The following is a 26,787-nucleotide window of genomic DNA, read 5'->3' as shown; positions in this document are numbered from 1 at the left end:
CGGCGCGATCTTGCCGACAACACAGCCTCGCGCGGGCACGGGCCTGCCGCAAGGCCACGGCCCGCACCGGTGACAGCGCCGTCCCTCAGGTCAGGAGAGCCTTCTGGTCAGCGGTGCTCTGGCTCTGGTGATCAGGGCCATCGCGCTGGCCAGCAACGGCAGTCCCACCACCAGCGCCGCCAGGAACATCCACGGGAAGGCGATCGTGGCCGGGTCGCCGGTGCCCTGTGAGGTCATCGGACGGCTCAGAGCCACGCCGGTCACCGTGCCCGCCGCCAACCCGACGACGGCGCCCAGACCCGCGATGAACAGGGCCTGGCCCGCGACGGCCCACCGCAACGTCCACGGCGGGGCGCCGATGGCCAGCATGGTCGCGCGGTCGGGGCGCATGTCGGCCGCCGCCAGGCGGGTGGCGGCCAGGGTGCCGCCGACGACCAGGAGCACGGCCGCGCCGAGCCAGATCCACAGCCACACCGCGCCGCTCGGGTTCTGGGGGCCGGTCTCGGTGGCGATCGAGACGCGTGGGATCACCTTGGTGAGATCGCTCCACAGCGTGGAGTCTCTCGGGAGGTCGTGGATGGCGTAGAGCTGACGCGGGGTGGCGGTGAATCCCTCCCGCTCCGCGAAGCTGAGGGGCAGCAGGGTGCCGCCCTGGAACTCGTCGGCGGGGGTGGCGACGACCGCGGGCACCTCGATCCGGCGGTCTGGATGGTTGGCGACGCTGGCCCGCAACGTGATCTTCCCGTCGCGCACATTGGACGCGTCGAACACCACCGCCTTCCCGCTCGCCAGCGCGGCGGCGGCCGCCGGGTCGTCGCGGCCCTGCAGGAGGCGGAGCAGGTCGCGGTCGCCGACGGCGGCGGTGCGCGGGACGCGGGCGCCGTTCCAGCGGGTGGTGTAGCGCATGGCGTGGCGGCGGCCCTCGGCGTCGTGGAGGTGGTAGCCGAGGGCCAGCGGCACGCCGGGCAGCAGGCGGCCCGCCTCGGCGCGCAGTTTCGTCCACGTCGAGTCGCGCATCGTGCCGCCCCAGATGGCCAGCATCCCCACCGGACGGGCCGAGGTGAAGGAGTCTTGATAGTCCTGCCGCTGGCTCTCGACCGCGATGCCGACCTCGACGGCCGCGGCGGTCACGGCGATGACGGCGGCCACGGCGCTGACCGTGCGCGAGCGGTTTCGGACGGCGTCGCGGACCGCGATCCGCAGCGGGAGCCGCAACCGCGACGCGATCCGCCCGCAGAACCAGACGAGGAACGGCGTCAGGGCGACCAGACCGAACAGCACCGGCAGTGAGGAGACGAACGGCCACACGAGTTCTTGCTGCCGTCGCGCCGCCACGCTCGCGGCCACGCCGCCGAGCACCAGCGCCACGCCGATCAGCGACCAGGCCAGGGGCCAGGGCCGCCGGGGCGTGGCGGGGGCCCGGCCGGCCAAAACGGTCGTGGTGTGCTGACGCCCGGCCTGCAGCGCCGGGACGAGCGCCGCCACCAGCCCGGTGAACAGCCCGATCGCCGCGACGTAGAGGACCTCCCGCCACGGAATCTCGGGAGGACCGATCTGGCCGCCCAGCCGGGCGATGACCGGCGCGAGCCCCAGGCCCGCCCCGATGCCCAGCCCGGTGGCCGTCAGAGTGGCGAAACCGCCGAGGACCAGCCCGTCGGCCAGCACGATCAGCCGCAGGTGCGCCGCCGAGCCGCCCTGGGCGGCGATGTCGGCCAGTTCCCGGCGGCGCCTGCGGAGGCCGACCGCGAAGGCCGGGCCGGCGAGCAGGACGGGCACCAGAACCACCATGATCACGATGGCGGCGATCCCGATCGGGAGGGGAGTGTCCCAGAGGCCCGCCGGGCGGCCGGTCTGGTCGGGGAGCAGGTCGCGGGCGACGACCGACAGGCCGAGCTTGTTGAGCGCCGCCACGTCGTTCCAGGTGACGGGCCTCGGGGCGGCGGCGAGCCAGCCGGGGCCCGCGTCGAGCGAGAGATCGACCCGGGCCGGCTGCGCCAGTGGCAGGTCGGGCCCCGCCACCTGCCGGATCGTCGGCTGATGAGGATGGTCGACGATGCCCGTCACCTTCAGCGGCGGCGCGTCGGCCGGGCGCAGCAGGTCGCCGGGCCGCAGCCCCAGGGCGGGCGTCACCACGACCTCACCGGCCTTGGGCAGCCGGCCCTCGTCGAGCGTCAGCAGCCCCTTGGTGAGAGGTTCGTTCAGGTCGACCTCGAGCGCGGTGACCGGACCGGACGGCAGCCGGATGGTTCCGGTGCCGAACGGGATCACCCGGGTGCCCGGCCCGAGGACCGCGATGATCTCGGCGGCCTGGGCCGGTGGACGCTCGTCGCCTCCGTCGGTCGTCCAGGAGATGTCGTTGAGACTCTGCTCGATCGTCGCGCCCGGCGGGAGCTGGACCAGCCCTGCGTCGGCGGCCCCGATCCGGGAGCCGATCCCCTCGTTCAGGTTGACGGTGCCGGTCGCGTAGAGGACGAGCAGGCCGGTGATCAGCAGCACGGGCAGGCCGATCATCAGAACGATGAGCGCGCTGCGCCCCCGCGCCCGCCACGCGCTCCGCCGCGAGATCCGCAGCGCCGCGACGAGGGCGCTCATCGGGCGCTCGCCATCGGCACGTCGGTGGCGTCGGCGACAAGACCGTCGCGTAAGAAGACGACCCGGTCGGCCCAGGCGGCGTATCGGGGTTCGTGGGTCACGAGCAGCACCGACGCGCCCGCCGCGCAGCGGGCGGCCAGGAGGCGGAGGATCTCGTCGCCCGCGAGGGTGTCGAGGGCGCCGGTCGGCTCGTCGGCCAGCAGCAGGCGGCGTTCGCCCACCAGGGCGCGGGCGATGGCGACCTGCTGGCGCTGGCCGCCGGACAGTTCGTCGGGGAAGCGGTCGGCGAGGGACTCGGCGCCGATCTCGGTCAGCACGGCCATGGCCTCGGCGCGGGCCCGCCGGGACCGTACGCCGTCGAGTTCGCGGGGCAGCATCACGTTCTCGGCCGCCGTCAGGGACGTGATCAGGTTGAGGTCCTGGAAGACGAAGCCGACGCTGCGGCGGCGTAAGGCGGCCAGGTCGCGCACGGTGGCCAGGTCGCGGCCGTCGATGTGGACGGTGCCCGACGTCGGCCGGTCGAGCGCGCCCGCGATGTTGAGCAGGGTCGACTTGCCCGACCCCGACGGGCCCATGACCGCGACCAGTTCCCCTTCGCCGACCTGGAGGCTCACCCCTTTCAGGGCGTGGACGGCCGTCTCGCCGTCTCCATGCACTCTGGTCACCCCGGCCAGCGCTACGACGGTCATCGTGCCTCCTTGAGAACGGCCTCGCAGTGGTCGAGCCACCGTTGCTCGGCCTCGGCCTGAAAGATCATGGAATCGAGGACGAGCAGCTGGGCCCGCCCCTCGGTGCTGTCGCGTTTGGCCCTGGTCAGCTGCTGGAGCGTGCGCATCGTGGCCGTGCGCTGACGCCGGATGACCTCGGCGACGTCGACCTCTTTCGCGGCGACGGCCATGGCCAGCTTGATGACGAGCTCGTCGCGGGGCCGGTCGGACGGGACGACCGGCGTGGTGAACCACCGCTCCATCTCCGCCCGGCCGGCCTCCGTGAGGGCGTAGACGACCCGGCCCTGGTCGTCGGTCTCCCCCGGCTCGACCAGGCCGTCACGCTCCATGCGGGCCAGCGTCGTGTAGACCTGGCCGACGTTCAGCGGCCAGGTCGCCCCTGTGGACGCCTCGAAGTCAACCCGCAGCTGATAGCCATGGCGAGGTCCTCTGCTGAGCAGAGCCAGCAACCCGTGCCTGATCGACATGGTTACTCAGTATGCATACCGAGTATGCACCCGGCAAGTTCAGACCAGCGAACCGCCGAAGGCGGCGACTCCGTTCCGCAGGTCGCGGATCCCGGCCCGGCCGCGGAGCGGATGCACGTTGTTGGTCAGCAAAACCACGGTCAGCCCGCGTTCGACGTCGACGACCAGCGACGTCCCGGTGAACCCCGAGTGCCCGTGGGCGTCGGCGAGCGGCCCGACGATCGCCGGATCCCCGATCCGGAACCCCAGCGCCTGCCGGAACGACGCCCCCGCCACCCCGTGGTCGCGCGTCATCTCGGCGACCGACTCCGCCGACAGGACCCCGGCCCCGCCCGTCCGGAGGATCTCGGCGAACCGCAGCAGATCGGCCGCCGTCGAGAACAGTCCGGCGTGCCCGGCCACTCCCCCGAGCGCGTGGGCGGTCTCGTCGTGCACCTCGCCCCGCACCACGCGTCCGGCGGGCGCGGAAGTCCCTCGTCCCGAGCGTTCCGGTTTGTACTCCGTCGCCGCGATCCTCGGCAGCGACGACGCGCCCGGACGGTACGCCGCGTCCGCCAGCCCCAGCGGCCGAGCGATGATCGTGTCCACGAGCCGGTCGAGCGACATCCCGGAGGCGGCCTCGCACACCCGCCCCACCGTGATCAACCCGACGTCCGAATACACGTAGGGTCCGGGCGGCCCCGTCACCCCCGCCGACAGCACGAAGTCCCACCGCGACTCCGGCGCGACCCCGTCGGGCCGCCGCCCAGGTGGCAGCCCCGACGTGTGCGTCAGCAGGTGCCGGAGGGTGATCGACGGCCGGTCGCCGTAGTGGGCGGGCAGCCAGGTCGCCACCGGCTCGTCCAGGGCCAGCGCGCCGGTCTCGGCCAGCGACACCGCCACCACCGTCGTGAACAGCTTGGTCAGGGAGGCCAGGTCGAAGACCGAGTCGGCGGCGACGGCAGGACGATCGAGAGCGAGGGTCCCGGCCGCGTCCGCGTACCGGACCAGTTCCCCGTGAGCCGCCACGGCCACCGGGACCCCGTCGACCGCCACCAGGGCCACCGCCGCCGACGCCACCTCCGGGACGGCCGAGGCCAGGAGGCGGTCAAGCATGGAGGGCGGCGTCCAGGCGGTTCCCTGAGTCGGCGAGGATGGCGCGGGCCCGGTCGGCCGGGACGGCGCGTTCGATCATGACGACCGCCGTCTTGAGCTCCAGGTCGGCGGCCTCAAGCACGGTGCGGGCCTCGTTGAGGCCGGTCCCGGTGATGTCGCTGACGATGCGGGCGGCGCGGTCGGCGAGCTTGGAGTTGGTCGGGGACATCTCGACCATGTGGTTCCCATACGTCCGGCCGCTCCGGATCATCGTGATGGTCGACATCATGTTGAGCACGAGCTTCTGCGCCGTCCCGGCCTTGAGCCGGGTCGAGCCGGTGATCACCTCGGGGCCGACGACGACCTCGACGGCGTGGTCGGCGGCGGCCGACAGCGGTCCGCCGGTGTTGCACGACAGCCCCACGGTCAGCGCGCCGCGACGGGCCGCCTCGCGCACCGCGCCGACCACGTAGGGGGCCCGGCCGCTGGCCGAGATGCCCACGACCGAGTCGAGCGGGCCCACGCTTGCGACCGCGAGCGCGCCCGCCTCGGCGTCGTCCTCGGCACCCTCCACCGACCTGACCAGCGCCGCCTCGCCCCCGGCGATGATGCCGCACACCTGGTCGGGCGAGGTGCCGAAGGTGGGCGGGCACTCCGAGGCGTCCAGAACGGCCAGGCGGCCGGAGGTGCCGGCGCCGACGTAGATCAGCCGTCCGCCACGGGACATCCGCGCCGCGATCGCGTCGACGGCGGCGGCGATCTCGGGGATCGCCCTGGCCACCGCACCGGGCACGGTCGCGTCGGCCGCGTTCATGCGGCGGACGATCTCCTCGGTGGGGAGCTCGTCGATGCGGCGGTGCCGGGGATCACTCTGCTCGGTGACCAGGCCGCCGAGAGACTGTGTCATGAGAACTCCTTGCGATAGAGCCAGAAGACCCGCTCGACCCGGGCGCCGACGGCCTTGGCGTAGAAACCGATGGGCCCGACCCAGGCGATCTCCGCGGCCGGCAGCCCGGCGGCGGCCATGTCGGCGAGGCAGCGCCGCAGCAGCGCCGTCCCGACGCCGAGCCCGCGGGCCGACCGGGTGGTCCCCATGGGGCCGAACCAGGCGGGACGTGCCCCCCAGGCGGCGAACCCCACGATCTCCCCGTCGACCTTCGCGTGGTAGCAGCGTTCGGCCTCCACGGCCTCCCAGGCCCAGGCCTCGTTCCAGTTGTCCCGGACGAACTCGGCGACCCCCGCCCGATCGTCGGAGATCGTGAAGTCGCCCGGGATCTCGGAGAAGTCGGCGCCGAGGTCGACCGTCATGTTGCAGGCGGCCCGGTAGCGCTCGTACCCGAGGCTGTCGGCCAGGCACAGCGCCGGCGTGTAGCGGACGTCGATGCCGGGCCAGACGTAGCAGGGCGGATTGCCCGCGAACCGCATCTCCTTGGCGCCGTGCGACCGCGCCCACTCCTCGGCCGCGAGCACCAGGGCACGCCCGGTGCCGCGCCGCCGGGCGGCCGGATCGACGGCCAGCAGGTCGACATGCCCGATATCTCCCCCGTGGGACATCGAGGCGAACACGACGCCGTCCTGCTTGGCGAAGGACGTCCAGATGCGGCCGTCCGGCGGCGTGACCAGGCGGTCCACGAGCGCCTCGGCGACGTCCGCGTCCCAGGTCAGAGCGTCTGCGAGGTTCACGCGACCGCTTCCACGGGGATCACGTTCCGCCGCTGCGGGTGGAGACAGGCGTGCGCCTGCTCTCCGTCGGAGACCAGCGCGGGCAGTTCGGCCTCGCACCGGTCGGTGCGGAACGGGCAGCGGCGGGCGAACAGGCAGCCGGTGTCGGAGTGGGCCTCGTTCAGGGCCTCGGTCGGCACGACCCGCTCGGGGCCGGGCCGCTCAACGCCGTGCAGGACGGGGATGGCCGACAGCAGCGACTGCGTGTAGGGGTGGACCGGGCCCGAGATCACCCGCTCGGTCGGGCCGCTCTCCACGACCTGCCCCCGGTAGATCACGTAGAGCTCGCCGTCGCCGCCGATGTAGCGGGCGGTGGCGATGTCGTGGGTGATGAACAGGACGCTCACGTCCAGCCGTTCCCGCAGGTCCTTGAGCAGGGCCAGGACGCCGAGCCGCAGCGACACGTCGATCATCGAGACCGACTCGTCGGCGACCAGCACCTCCGGGTCTACGGTCAGCGCCCGCGCGATCACGACGCGCTGGCGCATGCCGCCCGACAGCTGGTGCGGGTAGCGCGGCAGCACGTAGCCCGGGTCGATCCCGACGAGGGCCAGCAGCTCACGGGCCCGCTCCTCCATCCACGCCTTGCCCCGGCCGGTCTGCTTGGCGCGCAGGGCCAGCGGCGCGGCGAGGGTCTGGTGGATGGTCCGGGTCGGGTTGAGCGCCGAGTAGGGATCCTGGTGGATCAGCTGGATCCGGCGGAAGAACGGCTGGCGGTGCCGGGGCTTCAGCGACGACATCGGCGTGCCGTCGATGACGATGTCGCCCGAGTCGTAGGTCTCCAGCCCGGCGACGATCCGGCCGAGGGTGGTCTTCCCGCAGCCCGACTCGCCGATGAAGGTGACCGCGCCGCCCTTCTCGATGGTGAAGTCGACCCCGCGCAGGGCCGGCACCGCGCGGGCGCCGAGCATGTTCCCGCGCTGCTTGTACGTCTTGGTGATGCCGCTCGCGGTGATCACACATACTCCTTGGGGACGATCGGCGTGGCCGGCCGCCCGACCGCGTGACAGGCGACGGTGCGGGCGTCACGGGTGACCGGCTCGGGGTCGACGGTGTCGCAGACGGCGATGCGCATCGGGCAGCGCTCCCGGAACACGCACCCCTGCTTGGGGATGGTGCCCAGCGTGGGCGGCCGTCCGGGCAGGGCCCGCGCCTCGTCGATGTCGCCCGACAGCCGGGGGATCGCCCGGATCAGGCCCTTGGTGTACGGATGCCGGGGCGAGCCCAGCACCTCGGTGGTCGGGCCGTGCTCGACGACGCGGCCGCCGTACATGACCGCGAGGCTGTCGGTGACCTCGGCCGCGACCCCCATGTCGTGGGTGATGATCAGCGTGGTCAGGCCGCGCTCGTGGTGGACGTCCCGGACGATCTTCAGGATCGCCGCCTGAGTGATCATGTCGAGGGCGGTCGTGGGTTCGTCCAGGACCACCAGATGGGCGTTGAGGACCAGCGCGAACATGATCCCGACCCGCTGCCGCATCCCGCCGGACAGCTCGTGCTGGTAGGAGTCGAGCACCCGGCCGCCGTCGAGGCCCATCCGGCCGAGCAGCGCCCGTGCGTCCTTCAGCAGGGCGGGCAGGTCGTCGAAGTCGTGGGAGCGCCCCAGGTCGAGGAGCTGCTTGCCGACCGTCTTCAACGGGTTCAGGGAGTTCTGGGCGGCCTGGAAGACGTACCCGACCTGACGGCCGCGCGCCCGCCGCAGCTCCTCGCCGGTCAGTTCGACGACGTTCCCGAGCCCGTCGATCTCGACGCTGCCCTCTTTGATGCGGCCGGGCGGCTGCACCGCGTTGAGCAGCGACAGCGCCAGGGTCGACTTGCCGGAACCCGACTCGCCGACGATCCCGGTGATGGTGCCGGGCGCCAGCGACAGCGACACGCCCCCGAGCGCGGGGAGTTCCCCGGCGGGGGTCTTGTAGACGACGGTGAGGTCCTTGACGCGCACGCCGGGCGCGGAAGTCCTGGTCATATTCGGCCTACTCCTCACGCAGACGTGGGTTGAAGATCTCGTCCATCGCGTCGACGACCAGCACGATCCCCAGCGTCAGCAGCAGGATCGCCAGCAGCGGCGCCAGCAGGTAGGGCAGCGCGGCCGTGCTCGACAGCGCGCCGCCGCCGAAGACCGACAGGTTGAGCATCACGCCCCAGTTGTTGGCGTCGAACGGCAGCACGCCCAGGAAGAACAGGCCGACCTGCGCGTAGATCGCGCCGGTCACCGCGATCAGCATGTTCATCGCGATGTACGGCGCCATCGAGGGCAGCAGCTCGCGCACCACGATGTGGCGGGTCGGCAGGCCCAGGCCCTTGGCCGCCTCGATGAAGCCGCGCTCCCGCAGGGAGAGCGACTGCGACCGGACCGCGCGGGCGATGCCGCCCCAGCCGAGCAGGCCGAGCACCACGCCCATCTCGATCGGGCTGGTGAACTTCCACACCGTGGACAGCACCAGCAGCAGCGGCAGCCCCGGGATGGTGAGCTGGAGGTCGGTGAGCCGCATGAGCACGGTGTCCCAGCGTCCCCGGTGGAACCCGGCCAGCAGCCCGATGAGCGTGCCCAGGGCGACCGTGATCACGGCCGTGGCCAGGCCCGCGAGCAGCACGTAGCGGGTGCCGGTGACGACCAGGGCGAGCACGTCGGTGCCCTCGAAGTCGGTGCCGAAGGGGTGGGCCCAGCTCGGCGAGGCGTAGAGCGCGTTGTCGTCGCGCGGCAGCGGGTTCGGGTAGAGCAGCGGCCCGAAGATCCCCATGAACACGAACAGGACGACGATGGCGACGCCGACCATGCGGCTGGGCTTGCGCCGCAGCACCCGCCCGACGCCGCGCCAGAAGTTGCGGCGCAGCGAGATCGGCGCGGGCGCCACCGGGGACGTGACGGTCATGCCTCGGCTCCCTTGCGGACTCGGGGGTCGATGACGGCGTACAGGAGGTCGGCCGCGATGTTGGCGACGACGATGGCGACGGTGAGCACCAGGAAGGTGCCGCCCATCAGCGCGTAGTCGCGGGCGCCGATGCTGTTGACGAGCAGCAGGCCCAGACCCGGGTAGTTGAAGATCGACTCGATGAAGATCGCGCCGCCGAAGAGCAGGCCCAGCGACAGGGCCAGGATCGTGAACAGCGGCAGGATCGCGTTGCGGGCGATGTAGCGGAACAGGATGCCCCGGCTCATGCCGCGCAGTTCGGCGGCCATGATGAAGTCGTCGCCGAGCACGGTCGCCACGCTCGACTTCATCGCCAGGATCCACCCGCCGTAGCTGGCCAGCGCGTAGGTCAGCACCGGCAGCGTGGCGTGCTGGATCAGCGAGGCGATGTAGGGCCCGTTGAACCCAGGGGCGAAGTCGATGTCGACCGGGCCGCCCGCGGGCAGGATCGGCCACAGCGTGGAGAAGACCGCCACGACCAGCAGGCCGATGACGTACTGCGGGATGCCGTGCAGCAGCGAGCCGGAGATCGCCAGGGCGTCGCCGAGCTTGCCCGACCGCTTGATCGCCGCGTAGACGCCCAGGGTCACGCCGAGCAGGAAGCTCAGCAGCGTGCCGCCGAGCACCGGCAGGATGGTCCATTTGGCCGCCGACCCGATGATGGTCGCGACGCCGGTGCCCGGGGTGCTGAGCGACTGGCCCAGGTTGCCGTGGAGCAGGCCGTTCAGGTAGTCGACGTACTGGCTCCACAGGCTGCCCTTCGGCAGGAAGCCGTAGAGCGCCGCCGTGGCGCGTTCGGCCGCGTCGGGTGACATGCCCTGTTCGATGAGCTTCTCGTACTGGCCCCTGACGGGGTCACCCGGGATGTTGCGGATGATCACGAAGCTGAGCGTGGTGACCACCCAGATCATGGCCAGGCCGCGGGCCAGGTGGCCGGAGAGCCGCCGGACGACGGTTTTCATCGGGTCCCCTGTTCCTTGATCAGGCCGAGCTGCATCCACACGCCGGCCGGCAGGCGCAGCACGTCGCTGTCGTTCGGCGGCCATCCGGTGAAGCGGCTGTCGTTGACGAACTGGGTGTTGACGTAGTCGTACAGCTGGATCATCGGCAGGTTCTGGTTGGTCAGCCGGGCCAGGGTGCCGACGATCTGCTTCTGCCGGGCCGGGTCGGCGGCGTTGAGCTGGTTGGTGAGCGCGCCCGGGTTGACCCCGTCGAGGGTCTCGGGGCCGCCCATCCAGTTGCCCTCCTTGCCCGGGGGCACGTGGGTGAGGTTCCCGGCGAGCAGCTGCCAGCCGTTGGCCGAGCCGTAGATCCGCTGGTAGATGTTGTACGGCGCGGGCCCGAGGGCCATCAGCCACAGCCCGATGTCATACTTCCCGGCCGCCAGCTCGTCGAGGTAGAGCGTGTAGTCGGCCGAGGTCAGCACCGACGCCTGGATGCCGTGGTCGGTGAGCTGGCTGGTGATCGCCTTGGCCGCGGCGACCCAGTCGGAGAACGAGGCGGGCACGTGCAGCTCCACGACCCAGGGCGACCCGTCGGGCATCGCCCACTTGCCGTTGACCTGCTTCATCCCGGCGGCCTTGAGCTCCTGCGCGGCCTTGGCGGGGTCGAGCTTGTACTGGTCGAGACCGTTGATCGAGTCGCCGAGCCACGACTTGGCCGACTCGGCGTGGATGCCGGTCGTGGTCTGCGACGGGGTGCCGCCCTCGGGCGAGGCGACCTTGGTGACCTGCGAGCGGTCGATCAGGTAGGCCAGCGCCTTGCGGACGTGCACGTTGTCGTAGGGCGCCTTGGTCTGGTTGAACGCCATCGACACGGCGACCGGCGAGAAGCCCTTGACGACCTCGTTGCCGTCGGTCTGCCGGATGCGGTTCAGCACGCCGCTCGGCACCGCCGTGAAGGGCGCGCTGTCGAGGCGTCCGGCGATCAGGTAGTTCCAGATCTGCTGGTTGCCGGTGTAGTTCAGCACCTTCACCCGGTTGGGCGCGATCTTGTCGCTGGCCCAGAAGTGCTTGTTCTTGACCAGCAGCGCCTCGCCCGGGTTCACCCGCTCCAGCACGAACGGCCCGGCCGACACGTCCTTGGCCGGGGCGAAGGTGATGACCTTCTGCGCCAGCCCGGTGATCGAGGCCTTGGCCTTCTCGGCCGCGGGGCCGCTCCCCCTGGCCAGCTTGAGCTGGGTCCAGAAGTCGGCCGGCAGCAGCGAGCCGAAGACGTGGGCCGGGACGACCACGGTCGACAGGACGTTCCGCAGGAACGTGTTGCTCTTGTTGGCGCCCTGGGTGACCTTCACCGTGTGGGGGTCGACGACGATCACGTCGGCCGCCGCTCCGGCGGCCTTCGGGTCGACCGCGTAGGCGGTGCCGCCCTGGGTGTAGGCCAGGCCGATCGAGGTCTTGACGTCCTGGCTGGTCACGGGCTTGCCGTCGGACCACTTGGCGTTGGGCTGGAGATGCACCACGACCTCGCTCTGATCGGGCGTGGTGGTCCAGCTCTGGGCGATCCCCGGGTAGAACTGGTTGGGGTCGACCGGGTCGTTCTTGGGCCATGCCAGTGACATGGCGTCGTAGCCGAGGAACGTGTTGCCCTGCGGGTTGAACGGGTTGATCGGCGCGGTGGCGTCGATCTGCTTGGCTCCGTCGATCGTGGTGTAGACGCCCGCTTCTCCGGACCCCCCCACGCCGCTGCACGCGGTGCCCGTGGCGGTAGCGATCACCGCCACGGCTGCGATCGCCGCGAGTCGTCTCATGAACTGCTCCTGGTTGCCGGTTTCCCTGGACGATACGGGCGGCTCCCGGAGAGGTCAATTTTTTTCACCCGTGGCGACGGATGTGGAGTAAATTTTTACCAATAGGCATCTAGCTGCGAAGACGTCTTTCCGCATAGCGATCGAGAGCGTCTTTGGTGACCCGAAGGGCGGTGTCGGCGGTGGTGAAGGTGCGCTGGGCGACGCCCACGAAGACGCAGTCGACGATGAGCAGCTGGCTGATCCGGGAGGCGAGCGCGCCCGGCCGGAACTCGGTCTCCCGGCCCGCCGAGACCAGGACGTGGCCGGCCAGCCCCGCCAGCGTGGAGCGCGGGTTGTTGGTGATCGCGACGACGGTCGCGCCGGCGTCGCGGGCGGCCCTGATCGGCTCCACGACGTCGGCCGTCTCGCCGGTGCAGCTGACCGCCACCCAGACGTCGCCGGGCGCGGCCAGCGCCGCGGCCGTCAGGGCGAGGTGGACGTCGGTGAACGGGTGCCCGGCCCGGCCGATGCGCATCAGCTTCTGCGCCATGTCGGCCGCGACCAGCCCGGACGCCCCCACGCCGAGCATGCTGACCCGGTTGGCGTCGGTGACGGCGTCCACGACCTTGCCGAGCCGCTCGGGGTCGAGCTGGGCTGCGGTGTCGGCGATGGCGTCCGACTCGGCGCGGGTGACCTTGGCGATCAGGTCGGCGAGCGGGTCGGAGGGGGCCAGGTCGCCCGGCACCAGCCGGTCGGCCGCCCGCTGCGACTGGCTCTGCGCCGAGGCCGCCGCGAGCGCCAGGCGCAGCTCGGAGTAGCCCGAGAAGCCCAGCGCGCGGGCGGTCCGCACGATCGTGGCCTGGCTGGCGCCGGAGGCGGCGCTGAGCTCGGTGATCGTGCTGCGGGCGACCATCGCGGGATCGTCGAGGATCAGCCGCGCGATCGACCGCACCGAGGGGGTGAGCGAGGGCAGCACGGCCCGCACGCTCGCCACCAGGTTCGCGGCTGTCGGTCCGCTCATGGGGGGCTCTCCTTCTCCGGAGTGGGGGGTCGATGGGCCAGCCGGCGCGCGGCGGCCCTGGCCGAGGCACGGGAGTTGCCGTTCGTGGCGACGTAGCCCGCCCCGGCCGGCGGGCCGGGCAGGCCGGTCTCCACGACGATCGCGTCGGGCCGGGTCTCCAGGGCCCTGCCCAGCACCTCCCTTATCCAGCCGTGCCGGGCGGCGTCCTGGACGACCACCACGAGGGGGCGGTCGGCGCTGAGGTCGGGGAGGGGGTCGCCGACGGTGACGGAGACCGCCTGGGTGCCGGGGAGGAGTTCGGCCAGCGCTCGGGCGACGCCGGGCGGGGTGCCGCTGTCGGCGGCCTGGTTCGGGCGGGCGGTGACCTCCACGACCAGCGGGGCCCGGTCGAGGCGGGGCTCGCCCACCACGTGCAGGGCCGCGGTCGCGGCCGTCAGGCCCAGGTCGTCGTCGGGCTCGGCCACGGCGGCGGCCCTGGCGGCGGCCTGGCCCGCGTGCCAGCCGACGAGCTCGCCGACCCGCCGGGAGGCCTCGGCCAGGCGTTCCTCGGGGAGCCGTCCCTGCCGGACCGCGGCCACGATGGCGTCGCGGAGGGCGTACACGGACGAACCGTCGGAGGAGGAGATCCCGGCGCAGACCGCGTCGGCCCCGACGGACAGGGCCCGGACGGCGATCTCCTCCGGCGGCCAGTGGGCGGCGACCGCCCGCATCTCGATCGCGTCGGTGACCACGAGCCCCCGGAAGCCGAGGGTCTCGCGGAGCAGCCCGGTCATGACGGCATGGCTGAGCGTGGCGGGGACGTCGTCGAGGGCGGGCACGAGGAGGTGCCCGACCATGATCGCCCGCACGCCGGCGTCGATCGCGGCCCGGAAGGGGCGCAGGTCGCGTTCGGCGAGGGTCTCGGGAGAGGCGTGGACGGTCGGGAGCTCGATGTGGGAGTCGGCGATCGTGTCGCCGTGGCCGGGGAAGTGCTTGGCGCAGGCCGCCACACCCGAGCCCTGCAGGCCGTCGACCCAGGCGGCGGTGTGCCGGGCGACCAGCCCGGGGTCGGCGCCGAACGAGCGCACGCCGATGACGGGGTTGTCGGGGTTGGCGTTCACGTCGGCGACGGGGGCGTAGTCGAGGCTGATCCCGGTCGTGCCGAGGAGCCGGCCGATCCGGCGGGCGACGTGCTCGGTGACCTGGACGTCGTCGGCGACGCCGAGGGCCCGGTTGCCCGGCCACGAACTGCCGGTCCGCGCCTCCAGGCGGGTGACCGACCCGCCCTCCTCGTCGACCGCGACCACGACGTCGGGGCTCTCGGCCCGGATCTCGGCCACCAGGTCGGCGGTCAGCGTCCGGTCGGAGAGGTTGCGGGCGAACAGGACGACCCCGCCGAGGCCGTCGCCGAGCGCCCGCCGCAGCCAGTCGGGCGGCTCGGTGCCGTCGAACCCCGGCTGGAGCACGCTCATCGCCATCCGCTCAAGCCGCATGCGCGTCCCCGATCACCCGGCGGTGCGCGTCGGCCGACGGGAAGGCCACCCGCAGTCCCAGCGCGGCGGCCCCGGCCGCGTTGTCGCGGGCCGGAATGGTCTCGACGTCGCCGAGTTCGGCCCTGACCAGCCGGGCCAGCTCGGTCGGCTGGGTGAGCAGGGAGCCGGCCAGGACCATCGGGCCGGCGCCGGGCCCGAGCGCGCGGGCCGTGGCGGTGAGCCGGCGGGCGGCGTCGATCAGAATGGCGATGGCGGCCTCGTCGCCGTAGCGGGCGGCCTCGTCGGCGATCGGCGCGAACCGGCCGAGGGAGGCGGGGCCCTGGTCGGCGACCTGGGCGTACACGCGGGAGACGATCTCGTCGGGCGACCGGCCGAGGTCGAGCCGGTCGACCAGGTCGGTGCGCACGCCGCGGCCGTCGAGCGACTTCAGGGCCGCCGTCACGGCCTGGCGGCCGATCCAGACGCCGGAGCCCTCGTCGCCGACCAGCCAGCCGTGGCCGTCGGCGACCCTGACCACGTCCCACCCGGCGATGCGGGCCGCGACCGCGCCCGTCCCGGCGAGCAGGACCGTGCCGTCGGGCTCGGCGGTCGCCCCGGCGAAGGCCACGAGCACGTCGGCCACGACGAACGGGCGCCCGGGAAGCCCGGCCGCCCGCCAGGCCTCCGCCGCGAGCCTTCCGGCCCGTCCGGCGCCCGAACCCGCCAGGCCGAACACACCGCCGACGACCCGTGCGGGGTCGAGCCCGCGCATGGCCTCGCGGAGCGCGGCCAGCAGATTGGCGGCCGGGTCGGCGGCCGAGACCACGTTCGCGCCCCCGGCGTGGCCGCGCCCGGCGACCCGGCCGTCCTCGCCGACGACCACGCATCGGGTGCTGGTGCCCCCGCCGTCCACTCCGATGATCAACGCTGTCACAGCTCATCCCCCTGGAAATACCTTCCAAGAAGGTACAAGAGGATGAAGATTTCCTACAACGACCACGCTGTTAGCCTCGTCACTTCCCGGGGTGCGGTGCCCTTATAGATCACTTCGGGGCGGTTAGCGCTCGTCAGCCGGGTATGGGGAGCGCATGGGACACCTGCCCCGGCCCCGAGGGCCGCTCTCCGAAGGGATCGTCTCCGCGCTCTCCGGCGGACCCCTGCCGCCCGCCGGAGACCCCGACCCGTTCGGGGATGATCTCCACCTGTCCCTGTACGCCTGCTACGAACTCCACTACCAGGGCTTCGACGGCGTCGATCCCGAACTGGAGTGGGACCCGGGGTTGCTGGGCCTGCGCCGCGACCTCGAACGGGTCTTCCTGACCGCGCTGCGCGACGGCGTCGAGGGCGGGACGGACGTCGAGGCGGCCGTCGACGCGACGATGGTCGACTCCCCCGGGGGCGTCTCCCACTTCCTGGAGGACAAGGGCGAACTCTGGCACCTGCGCGAGTACGTCACCCACCGGTCGGTCTACCACCACAAGGAGGCCGACCCCCATGCGTGGGCGATCCCCCGGCTGACCGGCCAGGCCAAGGCCTCGCTGGTCGCGGTCGAGTTCGACGAGTACGGCGGCGGCCGGTACGCCCGCATGCACTCGAAGCTGTACGGCGACCTGATGCGCGCCCTCGGCCTCGACGACTCCTACCTGGCCCGGCTCGACGACGTCCCGGCGCCGATGCTGGCCGTGGTGAACATGATGTCGCTGTTCGGCCTCCACCGGTCGCTCCGGGGCGCCCTGGTCGGCCACTTCGCGGCGGCCGAGATCACCACCTCCCCGGCCGCGGCCCGGATGGCACGGGCGCTCGACCGCCTCGGGGTCGCCGAGACGGTGTTCTTCACCGAGCACGTGGAGGCGGACGCCGTCCACGAACAGGTGCTGCGCCGCGACGTCGTCGGCGACCTGCTGCGGCGGGAACCGGAGCTGACCGGAGACGTCGTCTTCGGCTTCCAGGCCACCGACCTGGTCGAGGGCCGCTTCGCCGCGCACCTGCTGGACGCCTGGGACGACGGCCGCACCTCACTGCGGGAGGCGGCCGCCGATGGCCGATGAGACGACCCGGATCACGATGGTGACCGGCGGCCCGATCCTGGTGGAGGGCCCGGTGGAGATCACCTTCGACGACGGCCGGGTGGTCCGCTCCGACCGCTTCGTGGTCGCCTTGTGCGCCTGCAAGCGCAGCCGGACCTACCCCTTCTGCGACACCAGCCACCGACCCAAGCACCGACGGGGAGAGTCATGAACATCGATCTCACGGGGAAGACCGCGCTGGTCACCGGCTCGACGCAGGGCATCGGCCTGGCCATCGCGACCGGCCTGGCCCGCGCCGGCGCCAGAGTCGGCGTGAACGGCCGCAACCCCGAGCGCGTCGAGAAGGCCGCCGCCGAGGTGGGCGGCGACGTGATCCCGGTCGTCGCCGACGTGGTGGAGAGCGCCGACCAGGTGCTGCGGGCCCTCCCGGACGTCGACATCCTGGTCAACAATTTCGGGATCTTCGAGTCGCGCCCCGCCATGGAGATCAGCGACGAGGAGTGGCGCCGCTACTTCGACGCCAACGTCCTGTCGGCGGTCCGGCTGACCCGCGCCTACCTGCCCGGCATGAAGAAGCGGGGCTGGGGCCGGATCCAGTACATCGCCAGCGACTCGGCCGTGGTGACACCCGAGGAGATGATCCACTACGGCATGTCGAAGACGGCCCTGCTGGCCGTCTCGCGCGGCTTCGCCAAGGAGGCCGCCGGAACGGGCGTGACGGTCAACAGCGTCATCGCCGGCCCGACCCACACGGGCGGCGTCGAGGACTTCGTGTACGGCCTGGTCAGCCGCGACCTGCCGTGGGAGGAGGCCCAGCGCGAGTTCATGCGCCGCCACCGGCCCCACTCGCTGATCCAGCGGCTGATCGAACCGGAGGAGATCGCCAACATGGTGACCTACCTGGCCTCTCCGCTGGCCTCGGCGACGACGGGCGGGGCGCTGAGGGTGGACGGCGGTTACGTGGACGCGATCCTGCCCTAGACCAGAGACGGGCCGGGGAGCGGCCGTCATCGGTTTCCCTGACGCGCCACCGGAGTGTCCGGAAAAGGCATTGAAGGGACGAGATGTGCACGATCATGATGAAGGTTGTGGATATCGTCTCTTCCCTCCCTGCCTTCGCTCTCGCCGTGGTGTTGATCTCCGCGTCGCCGGGCCCGGCGATGGCGCTGATCCTGCGCCGCGCGGCTCTGCGCGGCTTCTCCGGTGCGGTGCCCACTGTGCTCGGACTGGAGGCGGGCCTGTATGTGTGGGCGTTGCTCGCCTCCGCCGGGATCGCCTCGCTGGTGGCGGCGTCTGAGGTGGCGTATCTGGTCCTGCGGGTGTTGGGCGGGGTCTTCCTGCTGTATCTCGGGATCAAGGCTTGGCGTTCGGCGTGGTCGAGCCGGCGGAGCGAGGAACCGGTGGAGGTCCCCCTGTCGGGCGCCGGTTCGGGGCTGTCGTGGTGGAAGGCGTTCGGGGAGGGGGCGGTGGTGATGCTCGCCAATCCCAAGATCGCCGCCTTCATGATCGCGTTCTATCCGCAGTTCGTCTCCGCCGATCGCCCGCTGTTCGCCACGACCGCGTTGCTGGCCGCGTTCCAGGTGGCCATCGAGATCGTGCTGTATCTGGGGCTGGCGGCTGTGGTCGGCCGGGCGGGCGCGTGGTTCCGGCGCCCGGCGATCCGGCGGCGGCTCGACGCGGTCAGCGGTACGGTCCTGCTGGCCTTGGGAGTGCGCATGGTGGCGGAAAGCCGTTGAGGTTCGGAGGGCGGCGCCGGCGGCTGGAGTCCGTAGCAGCGGTCTCGTCGCTCCAGCTCAGCCCCTCTGAAGGGGCCGGGGGAACGGTGGTGTCCACCACCCGGACGCCCCACTGCGGGCGGAGTTCGAACTCGAACACGAAGCGCCGACGTGAACGACAACACCGTGATCCAGGTCAACGAGCGTTGGCGGGGTCCATGAACGGCGCGTCGTGCAATCTCGTCAGCAGCAAGTCGGTGAGCCCGAACGATATTTTTCCGGAGGAGACCACAGACAACCCACGTAAGCCGATCACGTCAGAAGATCCCCGGCCATCGGCCCGGCGACCCCCTGCACTTCTTGGGCAAGTACGTCAAGACGTCGGACGACGTCTACGCCCGTGGCCGCAACAAGTCGATGAAGGACAGGATTTGCGAACGCGACTTCACCGCGGCCGAGCGGATGGGCGAGGAGTGCGACGAGTACCCGTTCAGCACTGCGCAGGAGGGGCGGGCCGGCGAAGAGACGATGGCGATCCGCGCACCCAGGTCTGGAATTTCTCCATCTTCCCGATCGACATCGCGCACAACAAGAACGCGGGGAGCAACAAACGGGTCTTCGAACAACGGAACCGGCTTCTGCGCGGTGACGCTTTCTGGGTGAGCATCTTCTGATCCGTCTCATGCTGCTCTCTCCTCCCGCAAGGAGGGGGCAGCACTGGTCTCACGAATGAAGGGAAACGTGGAAGAGCATCTGCACGAGTTGTTCATGTCCCAGTGGGAGAACTTCGACGACCACTTCGTCATGGTCTGGGCCGAAGGCCTGACGGTAAAGGAGACCGCACGGCGGCTGGGCGCCGATCTCGACACCGCGACGGAGTGCGCGCTGGCGGACCTGCCTCCGTTCGAAACCGGCTTGCACGACATCGTGACCCTCATCGGAGAGTTCGGCGGCTGGACACTGACGCTCCAGGTCCTCATGGGCGACGCGAACCGCAGAGAGAAGATGGCGGCGCTCTCCGCCGGCGGCGGGCGCGCGGTCGGGATCGGGTGGATCAACGGAGACAACCACGGCGTGAGTGTCGCCGCCGACGGCGAAAGGGTGTTCTCGGAGTCGATCGGCGAGGCTTTGCGGTCCGGCGGCTTACTGGCCCGCCACGCCGACGGTCTCAGCATCCCCCACGTCGACGACATCCCCGACGACGAGGACTACCCCGAGGCGGCGGTGGTCACCACCGTCCTGACGGCCATCGGCCGTCTCGTCGGCCGGCAGGTCGACGAGGAGTGGCTGACCGCGCCCCACGTCGCCTATCTGATCAGAGGCTAGTCCTCACAGGTGAGGACGGGTTCGGCGTCATAGACCGTGTGGAACTTCTGGCGCCGGACCTCCTTGCCGTCCTTCTTGAACACCCGGGTCACGTCGATCGAGAACCCCTGCGCCCCGCCCATCGGCAGGCAGTCGGGCCCCGAGTCGGTGATCGGGGCGGCCGAGTTCACGTTGTAGGGCCCGGAGCTCTCCGCCTCGATCTCCCACCGTTTGGTGCTCCAGAACGTCACCGTCACCGACGTCGAGGTGTACGACGTCGTCACCAGCACCCCGTACTTGGAGTCGTTCTTCCAGCGGAAGTCCGGCTGCGGATACGACACCGTCGACTCGCGCCCGGCCGGGTAGCGGGAGATGTAGTACTGGTGCGCCATGTGCTGGACGTCCTCGAAGCCGCCGAAGAACACCGCGTTGAACATGGTCGTCACGAACTGGGAGATGCCGCCGCCGACGTCGTTGACGAACCGGCCGCTGGAGATCATCGGGGCCGAGACGAAGCCGCGGGCGGTGTCGCGCTTGCCGACGGTGCCGTTCAGGCTGAACGTCTCCCCCGGCATGACCAGGTGGTTGTCGAGGATGTCGGCGATGGTGTGGATGTTGGTGACGCGGGGGGCGCAGCACGGGTGGTGGGTGGTGTACGTCGACACCTTCTCCTTGATGCCGAGCGCCTTCGCCTTCTCCGTGGTCAGTTCCGGTTCGCTGGTGGTGAAGGACACCTCGACGGTACGGCCGCCGCCCCCGGTCACCGCCTCCTCGACCGAGGCCTTCAGCGCCGCCGCGTCGACCCCCTGGCCGGTCTGCGACGGCACGACCACCGGCTTGCCCTTGACGATCTTGAACCGGGCGTCCTTGGGGGCCTTGGCCGCGTCGACCAGGCGCTCCTCGACCCCGGCCAGCGCCTTGCGGGCGTTGAAGGCGGGGCGTAACTCGCCCTGCTCGTCGGGCAGGAAGCGCAGGTTGGCCGCCACGACGGCGGCCGACAGCTCGGCCGAGCGGCCGCCGTTGGTCAGCGTGATCGGCGCGACCGCCTCCTTGGCGGTGGAGGCCGCGAAGCGGCGCATCGCGTCGGCCGTCGCGTACGGCTCGACGACGCCGAGCGGGAGCGAGACGGTCCGGGTGCCGTCGAGGTAGGCCTGCCGCAGCTTCCCGGCGGCGTCGGCCTGGTCGACGGCCCGCCCGGCGGCGGGGGCGACGACCCGGGGCGTGAGACCCCGGTAGAGGACGCCGCCCTGCCGGGCCGGCCGGTCGGCGGCCTCGGCGATGGCGGCGACGGAGGCCTTCAACCGCTCCTCGTCGACCTTGAGCCGCAGCGGGACGTCCCGGCGCCCGAACAGCGCCGAGAGCGAGTCGACCACGCCGCCCTGCGCGGCGGCCACGGTGCCCGGGAGGTCGAAGGCCAGTCCGGCGTCCTCGGGCGCGACCTCGGTCTCCTTGCCGCCGGCGGTGACGGTGATCGGCCGCTCGGCGCGGCCGGCGAGTTCGGCGGCCAGTCGCGCCTGGGCGTCGGCGGGGTCGAGCCCGCCGATGTCGATCCCGGCGACGAAGGTGTTGCGGGGTAACTCCCCGGCGAACGCCACGGCGGGCCCGCCGACGGCCGCGACCAGCGCCAGGACCACCAGGCCCGCGATGAGCAGCGGCGTCCGCGATCGGCGTTTCGGCGCGGGTGGCGGCGTTGGCGTTGGCGCGCTCCAGCCGACCCCATTGGTCCCGTCGGTCACGTACGTCACAGCCGCCTCCCACCCATTTCGGGCATTTTATGGGGCTGAGCGACCTTTCCGGCGGACTACGAGGTCAGCCGGGTTTTTATCTCCGCGACGAGACCGGGCGCCGCCGCCTCGATGTGGTCGCGGCATTTCTCGAAGTCGGCCCGGCCGCCGTAATAAGGGTCGGCGACGTCCGGGGAATCGGCGTCGGGGTCGAATTCGCGGAGCAGCCGGACTTTCTCCCGGTCGGCCTCGCTCGGGGCCATCGAGCGCAGGTCGCGCAGGTGTCCGCCGTCGAGGGCGATGATCAGGTCGTACCGGCCGAACCACAGGGCGCGGAACTGGCGGGCGCTGTGGGCGCTGGTGTATCCGGCCCGGCGCAGGGCCGCGATCGTGCGGTGGTCGGCGGGTTTGCCGATGTGCCAGCCCTGGGTGCCGGAGCTGTCGACCTCGACGTCGAGGCCCGCGTCTTCGAGGCGGCGGCGGAGGATGTGCTCGGCCATCGGGGAGCGGCAGATGTTGCCGGTGCAGACGAACGTCACGCGAAAGACCACGACGCGAAGCCTATACCTGAGCGTTTTGTCACTCAATGTCCGTATAGACCATTTAGTTATCGAAACTTCCCAAATCGGTTGTTTCGACACCTTGACGGTGATCATCTTATGGGCGAAGACTTCAAAAATACTTTGCGTGCCCTCTCCCGCCCGGTAGAACCTCGCCTGGCAGGCACGCTCACCTGGAGGAACTTCAGTGAGGATCGTTCCCCGAAGGAGGAGCCGCCAATTGGCGGTCGGCCTCGCCATCCCCATCGCCCTGGTGCTCAGCCCGCTGCCGAGCCTCGCCGACCCGGTGCCACCGGTCAGCGCGGTTCCCGCGGACCGGCAGCCGTCCGGCACCCAGAACGGTGTCGCGCTGATTCGCATCATCGTTCCCGACCAGGCGGCCGTCGACCGCCTGAACGACATGGGCGTCGACCTCGCCGAGTACAAGAAGCCCACCGAAGAGGGCCTCGAGGTCCACGCGGTGCTCAGCCCGGAGGAGGCCCAGGCGCTCCGCGACCAGGGCTTCGACCTGCGTGGCACCATCTCCGACCAGAGCGACGTCGCCGAGAACCAGGCGCAGCGGCGCCAGGCGCTCGCGCGGATCGCCGCGGCCGAGGCGGCCGACAGCGACAAGCTGACCGTGCTGCGCTCGGAGTGGTTCACCAACACCGGCAACCAGCGCTTCCTGTCGGTCGAGGTCAAGTCGAGCGCCGTGGACGCCGAGACCGTGCTCACCGTGAGCTGGGACAACGGGCCGGGCACCGAGCCCGGTTCGGGCGGCACCGCCACGATGAGCCGCTTCACCGACGCCGGTCAGTACATGTACCACCGCTTCAACTCGCCGCTGCCGATCAACACCGCTCCCTCGAAGGTGACGATCTCCAGCAACCGCGGCGGCACCGTCACGGTCGACGTGAAGGAGTGGCTCGGCGCGCCGCAGAAGGCGCCCAGCCCCCACTACGTCTCGGACTTCATCGACCACTACATGGACCCGACGGAGATCACCGACCGCATCGTCGGCCTCGCCGCCGAGTTCCCGAAGATCTCCGAGATCGTCGACCTGCCCAACAAGACCAACGGCTACCGCCGGCTGGCCCAGGCGCAGTTCGGCGGCACCGGCGCGTCCGCGTTCTACGTGAGCTCCAAGGTGTACGGCCACGAGGGCGGCAACGACATCACGTTCGCGCTGACCAACCCCGGCAGCGCGAACAGCCCGCTCTCCGTCGCGGTGAACGCCAAGGCGATCTCGGTCAGCCTCGGCACCGACGCCGCCGGCGCGGTGAACAGCACCACCAAGCAGGTCGTGGACGCCGTCAACGCCAGCGCGCCCGCCGCGACCCTGGTGAAGGCCAGCCTCTACCGCACCAACACCGGCGCCGCCGTGGCGCCCACCGCCGCGGTGACGGCGCTGACCGACGGCCTCAAGGCCCCGGCGAACATCTCGCGCGAGCCCTTCCAGACGAAGGCGATCCGGATCGGCCGCGACCGCGACGGCTCGAAGACCGGTGTCTTCCTGTACTGCCAGGAGCACGCCCGCGAGTGGGTGACCCCGATCACCTGCCTGGAGACCGCCGAGCGGCTGCTGCGCAACTACGCGCACGACCGCGCCACCAAGGACCTGGTCGACGACCTCGACATCTTCGTCCTGCCGGTCACCAACCCCGACGGCGCGCACTACAGCTTCTACGACTTCAACTCGATGCGCCGCAACATGACCAACCACTGCCCCGAGAACAACGGCGACCCCGGCCGCCGCAACTCGTGGGGTGTGGACCTCAACCGCAACTTCTCCGTCGGTTCGCTCACCGACGGCTACAGCGGCGCCTCGTCCTCCTGCACCAGCGACACCTACGCCGGCCCGGCGGAGCTGTCGGAGCCGGAGGCCAAGAACGAGGTCTGGCTGACCCACCAGTTCCCGAACATCAAGTTCGCGATGAACACCCACTCGTACGGCGGCTACTTCATGTGGCCTCCGGGCGCCTACAAGGCGGCCGGCCGTGAGCTGCTGCCGCGCGTCGACTTCGGCACCGAGAACTACTTCTGGGACGCCTCGTCCGAGATCCTGTCGGCCGTCCAGGCCTGGCGTGGCACGGGCATCTGGCCGGGCCGCACCGGCCCCGTCCCGGACGTGCTCTACTCGGCCGCCGGCAACAGCGCCGACGAGCACTGGTACAACCGCGGCATCATCGGCTGGGACTTCGAGGTCGGCGCCGACCTCTGGAACCCGACGACCAAGCGCTTCGAGCCCGTCGGCTTCCAGCCGCCGTTCGCCGAAGGGCACCAGGAGGCCATGGAGTTCGCCAACGGCCAGATCGCCATCCTGAAGGTCGCGAGCGAGTTCGCCGACGACGGCAAGCGGCCCACCTCCAGCCTGGTCAAGGTGTCGAGCGGTCCGGGCACCGCGACCTTCACCTTCTCGGTGAACGAGGCGGCCAACCTCTACTACACCCTCGACGGCAGCAAGCCGAACCTGAACAGCACCAAGCTGGAGCAGGCCGGCATGCGCGAGGGCGCGCAGCACATCACGGTCGACAAGAACACCACCGTGAACTGGTTCTCGGTCGACATCGCCGGGAACGTGGAGCGCAACTACGACCCGGCCACCGGCACGGGCAACTACAGCTCCAAGGTCGTCAAGGTCGGCTGACCTGGACACCAGACGGCCGCCGGGCCCGCCCGGCGGCCGTCGCCGTTCATGAGAGTTTTCCGACAGCTGGCGTGAAAAGATCAGATCCGGTACGTTCCAGCACGGCGGGCCGCATTCCGGCCGCCCCTGCCCTCACCAGAAGCCAAGGATCAATGCTGTCCACTACCAGGCGAGGATTCCTCGCGGGCACCGGCGGGATGTTCGCCGCGGGTCTGGCCTCCGCGAGCATGGCCCAGACGGCGGAGGCACGTGCCCGCGCTCCGCGCAACATCGTCCTGATCCTCGCCGACGACCTGGGCGTGAGCGAGATCGGTCCCTACGGCCAGCGCATCATCGCGACGCCGAACCTCGACCGCATGGCGGCCCAGGGCGTGCGCTTCCGCAACGCCTTCGCGGGCTCCTCGCTCTGCGCGCCCTCCCGCTGCTCCCTGCTCACCGGCCTGCACACCGGGCACGGAACGGTCCGCGAGAACCCCGAGGGGGGCCCGCAGCGCGCGCTGAACCCGGGCGACCTGACCTTCGCCGAGGTCGCGCGGCTGGCCGGATACCGCACCGCGCTCATCGGCAAGTGGGGCTTCGGGCCCGAGCAGCCCGACCAGGACTCCCACCCCAACGTGCGCGGCTACGACGAGTTCTACGGCTACATCACACACATCCACGCCCACCAGTACTGGCCGACGTACCTGTGGCACAACCGCGAGATGGTCGCCTTCGACGGGGCGACGTACAGCCCCGACTTCCTCCGCGACCGCGCGGTCAAATTCATCAAGGAGTCGGCGAAGGACGGAAAGCCGTTCCTGCTCCAGTTCGCCACGATCCTGCCCCACTCGCCGAGCGAGATCCCGGGCGACGCGGGCCAGTACGCCGACATGCCGTGGACCAAGGCCAACCGCCGCCACGCCGCCCAGGTGACCCGGCTCGACGCCCACGTGGGCGACATCCTGCAGGCCCTCCGCCAGGCGGGCGTGGCCGACGACACCATCGTGATCTTCACGGCCGACAACGGCCCGCATCACGAGAAGGGCGTCGACCCGAACATCTTCAACTCCAACGGCCCCTACCGGGGCGTCAAACGTCAGCTGTACGACGGCGGCATCCGCGTCCCGATGATCGCCTACAGCCCGTCGTTCACCCCGAAGGTCGTCGAAGACCCGGTGGCGTTGTGGGACATCCTGCCGACCGTGGCCGACGTCGCCGGTCTCCCCGCCCCGGCCCATCTCGACGGCCGCTCGTTCCTCGGCGTCCTGACCGGTGGCCGTTACGCCGGCCACCCGTACCTGATCTGGAACCGGCCGCGCAAGATGCAGGCGATCCGGCGCGGTCACTGGAAGCTGATCCGCTTCGACCCGAACATCGCGGGCGCCGGCCCGGAGGGCCGCGACGAGCTCTACGACCTGCGCGGCGATCGGGGCGAACGCCACAACGTGGCCGACCGCCACCCGAAGCTGGTCGAGGAGCTCAACGCCCTGCTCGACGAGTCCATCGGCGCCGACCCCCGCATCCCCTACGGCCTGTCGGCCCGCGAGGAGGCCGGCGGCGTGGTGGTCTCGCTGGCCAACGGCTCGGCGGGCCCCTGGACCAAGGTCCGCCTCTACCTCGACGACGACGACGCCAAGAGCGTCGGCCAGGAGCGCCTGATCAAGGCCGAGTCGTTCGTGGCGACGTTCCCGAAGAAGGGCAAGGTCGCGCACGCCCGCTTCATCGCGGCCGGCGAGGAGATCCACTTCCGGACCAAGGTCCAGAAGGCCCCCCACTGATGCGGATCATCGAGGGCGCCGGCGTGTGGGCCGGCGCGGACGGCGACTGGACCGAGCAGCTCCGCACCCCCGACCTGTCGGTGGGCACCTACTGCATCCCGGCGGGCGGCGTCGACGACCAGAGCCCCCACACCGAAGACGAGATCTACGTGGTGACGACGGGCCGCGCCCGCATCGTGACCCCGACGGGCGACGCGGAGGTCGGACCGGGCGCGGTCATCTTCGTCCCGGCTGGCGAAGACCACCGCTTCGTCGACGTGACGGAGGACCTGACGCTGCTCGTGGTCTTCGGCCCCGCCTACGGATCGCGCGGCCCCCAGAGCGAGTGACCCGGCCGCCCGTCACCGGGCCGCCCGCTCTGGACCCTACCTAGATCAA

The 26,787-nt window shown here is 71.2% G+C and carries 25 protein-coding genes; 9 read left to right on the top strand and 16 right to left on the bottom strand.

Features of this window, described 5'->3' with window-relative positions; all coding sequences use genetic code 11:
- Window positions 1–90: 90 nt before the first annotated feature.
- The 14 genes from FDA94_RS17430 to FDA94_RS17365 form a co-directional block, all read right to left on the bottom strand.
- A complete protein-coding gene (locus tag FDA94_RS17430) occupies window positions 91–2,592 on the bottom strand; it encodes an ABC transporter permease (protein ID WP_137248122.1) in 2,502 nt (833 codons plus the stop codon).
- Window positions 2,589–3,281 (bottom strand): ABC transporter ATP-binding protein, encoded by a 693-nt coding sequence (locus tag FDA94_RS17425; protein WP_137248121.1) that lies wholly within the window; start codon window positions 3,279–3,281, stop codon window positions 2,589–2,591. Before FDA94_RS17425 ends, FDA94_RS17430 begins: the two co-directional genes overlap by 4 nt.
- Window positions 3,278–3,787 carry a PadR family transcriptional regulator gene (locus tag FDA94_RS17420; RefSeq protein ID WP_137248120.1) on the bottom strand — a complete coding sequence of 170 codons (510 nt, stop codon included), beginning with the start codon at window positions 3,785–3,787 and terminating at the stop codon, window positions 3,278–3,280. The genes FDA94_RS17425 and FDA94_RS17420 overlap by 4 nt, the downstream gene beginning before the upstream one ends.
- Window positions 3,788–3,826: 39 nt before the next feature.
- On the bottom strand, window positions 3,827–4,882 hold the full coding sequence (locus tag FDA94_RS17415; protein ID WP_137248119.1) for a serine hydrolase domain-containing protein: 1,056 nt from the start codon (window positions 4,880–4,882) through the stop codon (window positions 3,827–3,829).
- Window positions 4,875–5,768: an N-acetylmuramic acid 6-phosphate etherase gene (murQ, locus tag FDA94_RS17410; RefSeq protein ID WP_137248118.1), complete on the bottom strand. Its 894-nt coding sequence runs from the start codon at window positions 5,766–5,768 to the stop codon at window positions 4,875–4,877. The genes FDA94_RS17415 and murQ overlap by 8 nt, the downstream gene beginning before the upstream one ends.
- Window positions 5,765–6,544, bottom strand: coding sequence for a GNAT family N-acetyltransferase (locus tag FDA94_RS17405; protein WP_246059986.1), 780 nt, complete (start codon window positions 6,542–6,544; stop codon window positions 5,765–5,767). Before FDA94_RS17405 ends, murQ begins: the two co-directional genes overlap by 4 nt.
- A complete protein-coding gene (locus FDA94_RS17400; protein WP_137248117.1) occupies window positions 6,541–7,542 on the bottom strand; it encodes an ABC transporter ATP-binding protein in 1,002 nt (333 codons plus the stop codon). The genes FDA94_RS17405 and FDA94_RS17400 overlap by 4 nt, the downstream gene beginning before the upstream one ends.
- Window positions 7,539–8,549, bottom strand: coding sequence for an ABC transporter ATP-binding protein (locus FDA94_RS17395; protein WP_137248116.1), 1,011 nt, complete (start codon window positions 8,547–8,549; stop codon window positions 7,539–7,541). The genes FDA94_RS17400 and FDA94_RS17395 overlap by 4 nt, the downstream gene beginning before the upstream one ends.
- A 7-nt stretch (window positions 8,550–8,556) precedes the next feature.
- Window positions 8,557–9,456: an ABC transporter permease gene (locus FDA94_RS17390; RefSeq protein WP_137248115.1), complete on the bottom strand. Its 900-nt coding sequence runs from the start codon at window positions 9,454–9,456 to the stop codon at window positions 8,557–8,559.
- Window positions 9,453–10,457, bottom strand: a complete 1,005-nt coding sequence (locus FDA94_RS17385) for an ABC transporter permease (RefSeq protein ID WP_137248114.1) — start codon at window positions 10,455–10,457, stop codon at window positions 9,453–9,455. Before FDA94_RS17385 ends, FDA94_RS17390 begins: the two co-directional genes overlap by 4 nt.
- Complete coding sequence (locus FDA94_RS17380; protein WP_137248113.1) at window positions 10,454–12,244, bottom strand: ABC transporter substrate-binding protein; 1,791 nt, start codon at window positions 12,242–12,244, stop codon at window positions 10,454–10,456. Before FDA94_RS17380 ends, FDA94_RS17385 begins: the two co-directional genes overlap by 4 nt.
- 109 nt (window positions 12,245–12,353) lie before the next feature.
- Complete coding sequence (locus FDA94_RS17375; RefSeq protein WP_137248112.1) at window positions 12,354–13,244, bottom strand: MurR/RpiR family transcriptional regulator; 891 nt, start codon at window positions 13,242–13,244, stop codon at window positions 12,354–12,356.
- Entirely contained in the window at window positions 13,241–14,716 is a 1,476-nt protein-coding gene (locus FDA94_RS17370) for a glycoside hydrolase family 3 protein (protein WP_137248111.1), read from the bottom strand. The genes FDA94_RS17375 and FDA94_RS17370 overlap by 4 nt, the downstream gene beginning before the upstream one ends.
- Window positions 14,706–15,629, bottom strand: a complete 924-nt coding sequence (locus FDA94_RS17365; RefSeq protein ID WP_246059984.1) for an N-acetylglucosamine kinase — start codon at window positions 15,627–15,629, stop codon at window positions 14,706–14,708. The genes FDA94_RS17370 and FDA94_RS17365 overlap by 11 nt, the downstream gene beginning before the upstream one ends.
- Window positions 15,630–15,783: 154 nt before the next feature.
- On the opposite strand from FDA94_RS17365, the gene FDA94_RS17360 reads away from it, so the two are divergent.
- The 6 genes from FDA94_RS17360 to FDA94_RS17335 all read left to right on the top strand — a co-directional run bounded on the left by FDA94_RS17360 (window position 15,784) and on the right by FDA94_RS17335 (window position 19,763).
- Entirely contained in the window at window positions 15,784–16,743 is a 960-nt protein-coding gene (locus FDA94_RS17360; RefSeq protein WP_137248110.1) for an iron-containing redox enzyme family protein, read from the top strand.
- Window positions 16,733–16,933: a CDGSH iron-sulfur domain-containing protein gene (locus tag FDA94_RS17355; protein ID WP_137248109.1), complete on the top strand. Its 201-nt coding sequence runs from the start codon at window positions 16,733–16,735 to the stop codon at window positions 16,931–16,933. Before FDA94_RS17360 ends, FDA94_RS17355 begins: the two co-directional genes overlap by 11 nt.
- Entirely contained in the window at window positions 16,930–17,703 is a 774-nt protein-coding gene (locus FDA94_RS17350) for an SDR family NAD(P)-dependent oxidoreductase (protein ID WP_137248108.1), read from the top strand. The genes FDA94_RS17355 and FDA94_RS17350 overlap by 4 nt, the downstream gene beginning before the upstream one ends.
- 95 nt (window positions 17,704–17,798) lie before the next feature.
- Window positions 17,799–18,458 carry a LysE family translocator gene (locus FDA94_RS17345; protein ID WP_246059982.1) on the top strand — a complete coding sequence of 220 codons (660 nt, stop codon included), beginning with the start codon at window positions 17,799–17,801 and terminating at the stop codon, window positions 18,456–18,458.
- A 339-nt stretch (window positions 18,459–18,797) separates the two neighbouring features.
- Window positions 18,798–19,100 carry a NucA/NucB deoxyribonuclease domain-containing protein gene (locus FDA94_RS17340; RefSeq protein ID WP_137248107.1) on the top strand — a complete coding sequence of 101 codons (303 nt, stop codon included), beginning with the start codon at window positions 18,798–18,800 and terminating at the stop codon, window positions 19,098–19,100.
- A gap of 78 nt (window positions 19,101–19,178) precedes the next feature.
- Window positions 19,179–19,763, top strand: coding sequence for a hypothetical protein (locus FDA94_RS17335; protein WP_137248106.1), 585 nt, complete (start codon window positions 19,179–19,181; stop codon window positions 19,761–19,763).
- On the opposite strand, the gene FDA94_RS17330 is transcribed toward FDA94_RS17335, so the two are convergent.
- Together FDA94_RS17330 and FDA94_RS17325 are read right to left on the bottom strand one after the other, a co-directional pair.
- Window positions 19,760–21,487 carry a VanW family protein gene (locus FDA94_RS17330; RefSeq protein WP_137248105.1) on the bottom strand — a complete coding sequence of 576 codons (1,728 nt, stop codon included), beginning with the start codon at window positions 21,485–21,487 and terminating at the stop codon, window positions 19,760–19,762. The genes FDA94_RS17335 and FDA94_RS17330 overlap by 4 nt on opposite strands.
- Before the next feature lie 56 nt (window positions 21,488–21,543).
- Window positions 21,544–22,017, bottom strand: coding sequence for a low molecular weight protein-tyrosine-phosphatase (locus FDA94_RS17325; RefSeq protein WP_137248104.1), 474 nt, complete (start codon window positions 22,015–22,017; stop codon window positions 21,544–21,546).
- Window positions 22,018–22,246: 229 nt separating this feature from the next.
- Between FDA94_RS17325 and FDA94_RS17320 the strand changes: the two genes are divergently transcribed.
- From FDA94_RS17320 to FDA94_RS17310, 3 genes are all read left to right on the top strand, one after another.
- Window positions 22,247–24,652, top strand: coding sequence for a M14 family zinc carboxypeptidase (locus FDA94_RS17320; protein WP_137248103.1), 2,406 nt, complete (start codon window positions 22,247–22,249; stop codon window positions 24,650–24,652).
- Window positions 24,653–24,804: 152 nt separating this feature from the next.
- Entirely contained in the window at window positions 24,805–26,409 is a 1,605-nt protein-coding gene (locus tag FDA94_RS17315; protein ID WP_137248102.1) for an arylsulfatase, read from the top strand.
- Window positions 26,409–26,738: a cupin domain-containing protein gene (locus FDA94_RS17310; RefSeq protein ID WP_137248101.1), complete on the top strand. Its 330-nt coding sequence runs from the start codon at window positions 26,409–26,411 to the stop codon at window positions 26,736–26,738. Before FDA94_RS17315 ends, FDA94_RS17310 begins: the two co-directional genes overlap by 1 nt.
- Window positions 26,739–26,787: the final 49 nt, after the last annotated feature.

It is taken from the genome of Herbidospora galbida (assembly GCF_005233835.1).
Taxonomy (GTDB): Bacteria; Actinomycetota; Actinomycetes; order Streptosporangiales; family Streptosporangiaceae; genus Herbidospora; species Herbidospora galbida.
Note: the sequence above shows the minus strand (reverse complement) of the source record. Positions and strands in the feature narration are given on the sequence as shown.

Coding starts and splice junctions, on each gene's coding strand:
- FDA94_RS17430 (WP_137248122.1), bottom strand. CDS start 2,592: ATGAGCGCCCTCGTCGCGGCGCTGCGGATCTCGCGGCGGAGCGCGTGG.
- FDA94_RS17425 (WP_137248121.1), bottom strand. CDS start 3,281: ATGACCGTCGTAGCGCTGGCCGGGGTGACCAGAGTGCATGGAGACGGC.
- FDA94_RS17420 (WP_137248120.1), bottom strand. CDS start 3,787: ATGTCGATCAGGCACGGGTTGCTGGCTCTGCTCAGCAGAGGACCTCGC.
- FDA94_RS17415 (WP_137248119.1), bottom strand. CDS start 4,882: ATGCTTGACCGCCTCCTGGCCTCGGCCGTCCCGGAGGTGGCGTCGGCG.
- murQ (WP_137248118.1), bottom strand. CDS start 5,768: ATGACACAGTCTCTCGGCGGCCTGGTCACCGAGCAGAGTGATCCCCGG.
- FDA94_RS17395 (WP_137248116.1), bottom strand. CDS start 8,549: ATGACCAGGACTTCCGCGCCCGGCGTGCGCGTCAAGGACCTCACCGTC.
- FDA94_RS17390 (WP_137248115.1), bottom strand. CDS start 9,456: ATGACCGTCACGTCCCCGGTGGCGCCCGCGCCGATCTCGCTGCGCCGC.
- FDA94_RS17385 (WP_137248114.1), bottom strand. CDS start 10,457: ATGAAAACCGTCGTCCGGCGGCTCTCCGGCCACCTGGCCCGCGGCCTG.
- FDA94_RS17380 (WP_137248113.1), bottom strand. CDS start 12,244: ATGAGACGACTCGCGGCGATCGCAGCCGTGGCGGTGATCGCTACCGCC.
- FDA94_RS17375 (WP_137248112.1), bottom strand. CDS start 13,244: ATGAGCGGACCGACAGCCGCGAACCTGGTGGCGAGCGTGCGGGCCGTG.
- FDA94_RS17370 (WP_137248111.1), bottom strand. CDS start 14,716: ATGCGGCTTGAGCGGATGGCGATGAGCGTGCTCCAGCCGGGGTTCGAC.
- FDA94_RS17360 (WP_137248110.1), top strand. CDS start 15,784: ATGGGACACCTGCCCCGGCCCCGAGGGCCGCTCTCCGAAGGGATCGTC.
- FDA94_RS17355 (WP_137248109.1), top strand. CDS start 16,733: ATGGCCGATGAGACGACCCGGATCACGATGGTGACCGGCGGCCCGATC.
- FDA94_RS17350 (WP_137248108.1), top strand. CDS start 16,930: ATGAACATCGATCTCACGGGGAAGACCGCGCTGGTCACCGGCTCGACG.
- FDA94_RS17345 (WP_246059982.1), top strand. CDS start 17,799: ATGATGAAGGTTGTGGATATCGTCTCTTCCCTCCCTGCCTTCGCTCTC.
- FDA94_RS17315 (WP_137248102.1), top strand. CDS start 24,805: ATGCTGTCCACTACCAGGCGAGGATTCCTCGCGGGCACCGGCGGGATG.
- FDA94_RS17310 (WP_137248101.1), top strand. CDS start 26,409: ATGCGGATCATCGAGGGCGCCGGCGTGTGGGCCGGCGCGGACGGCGAC.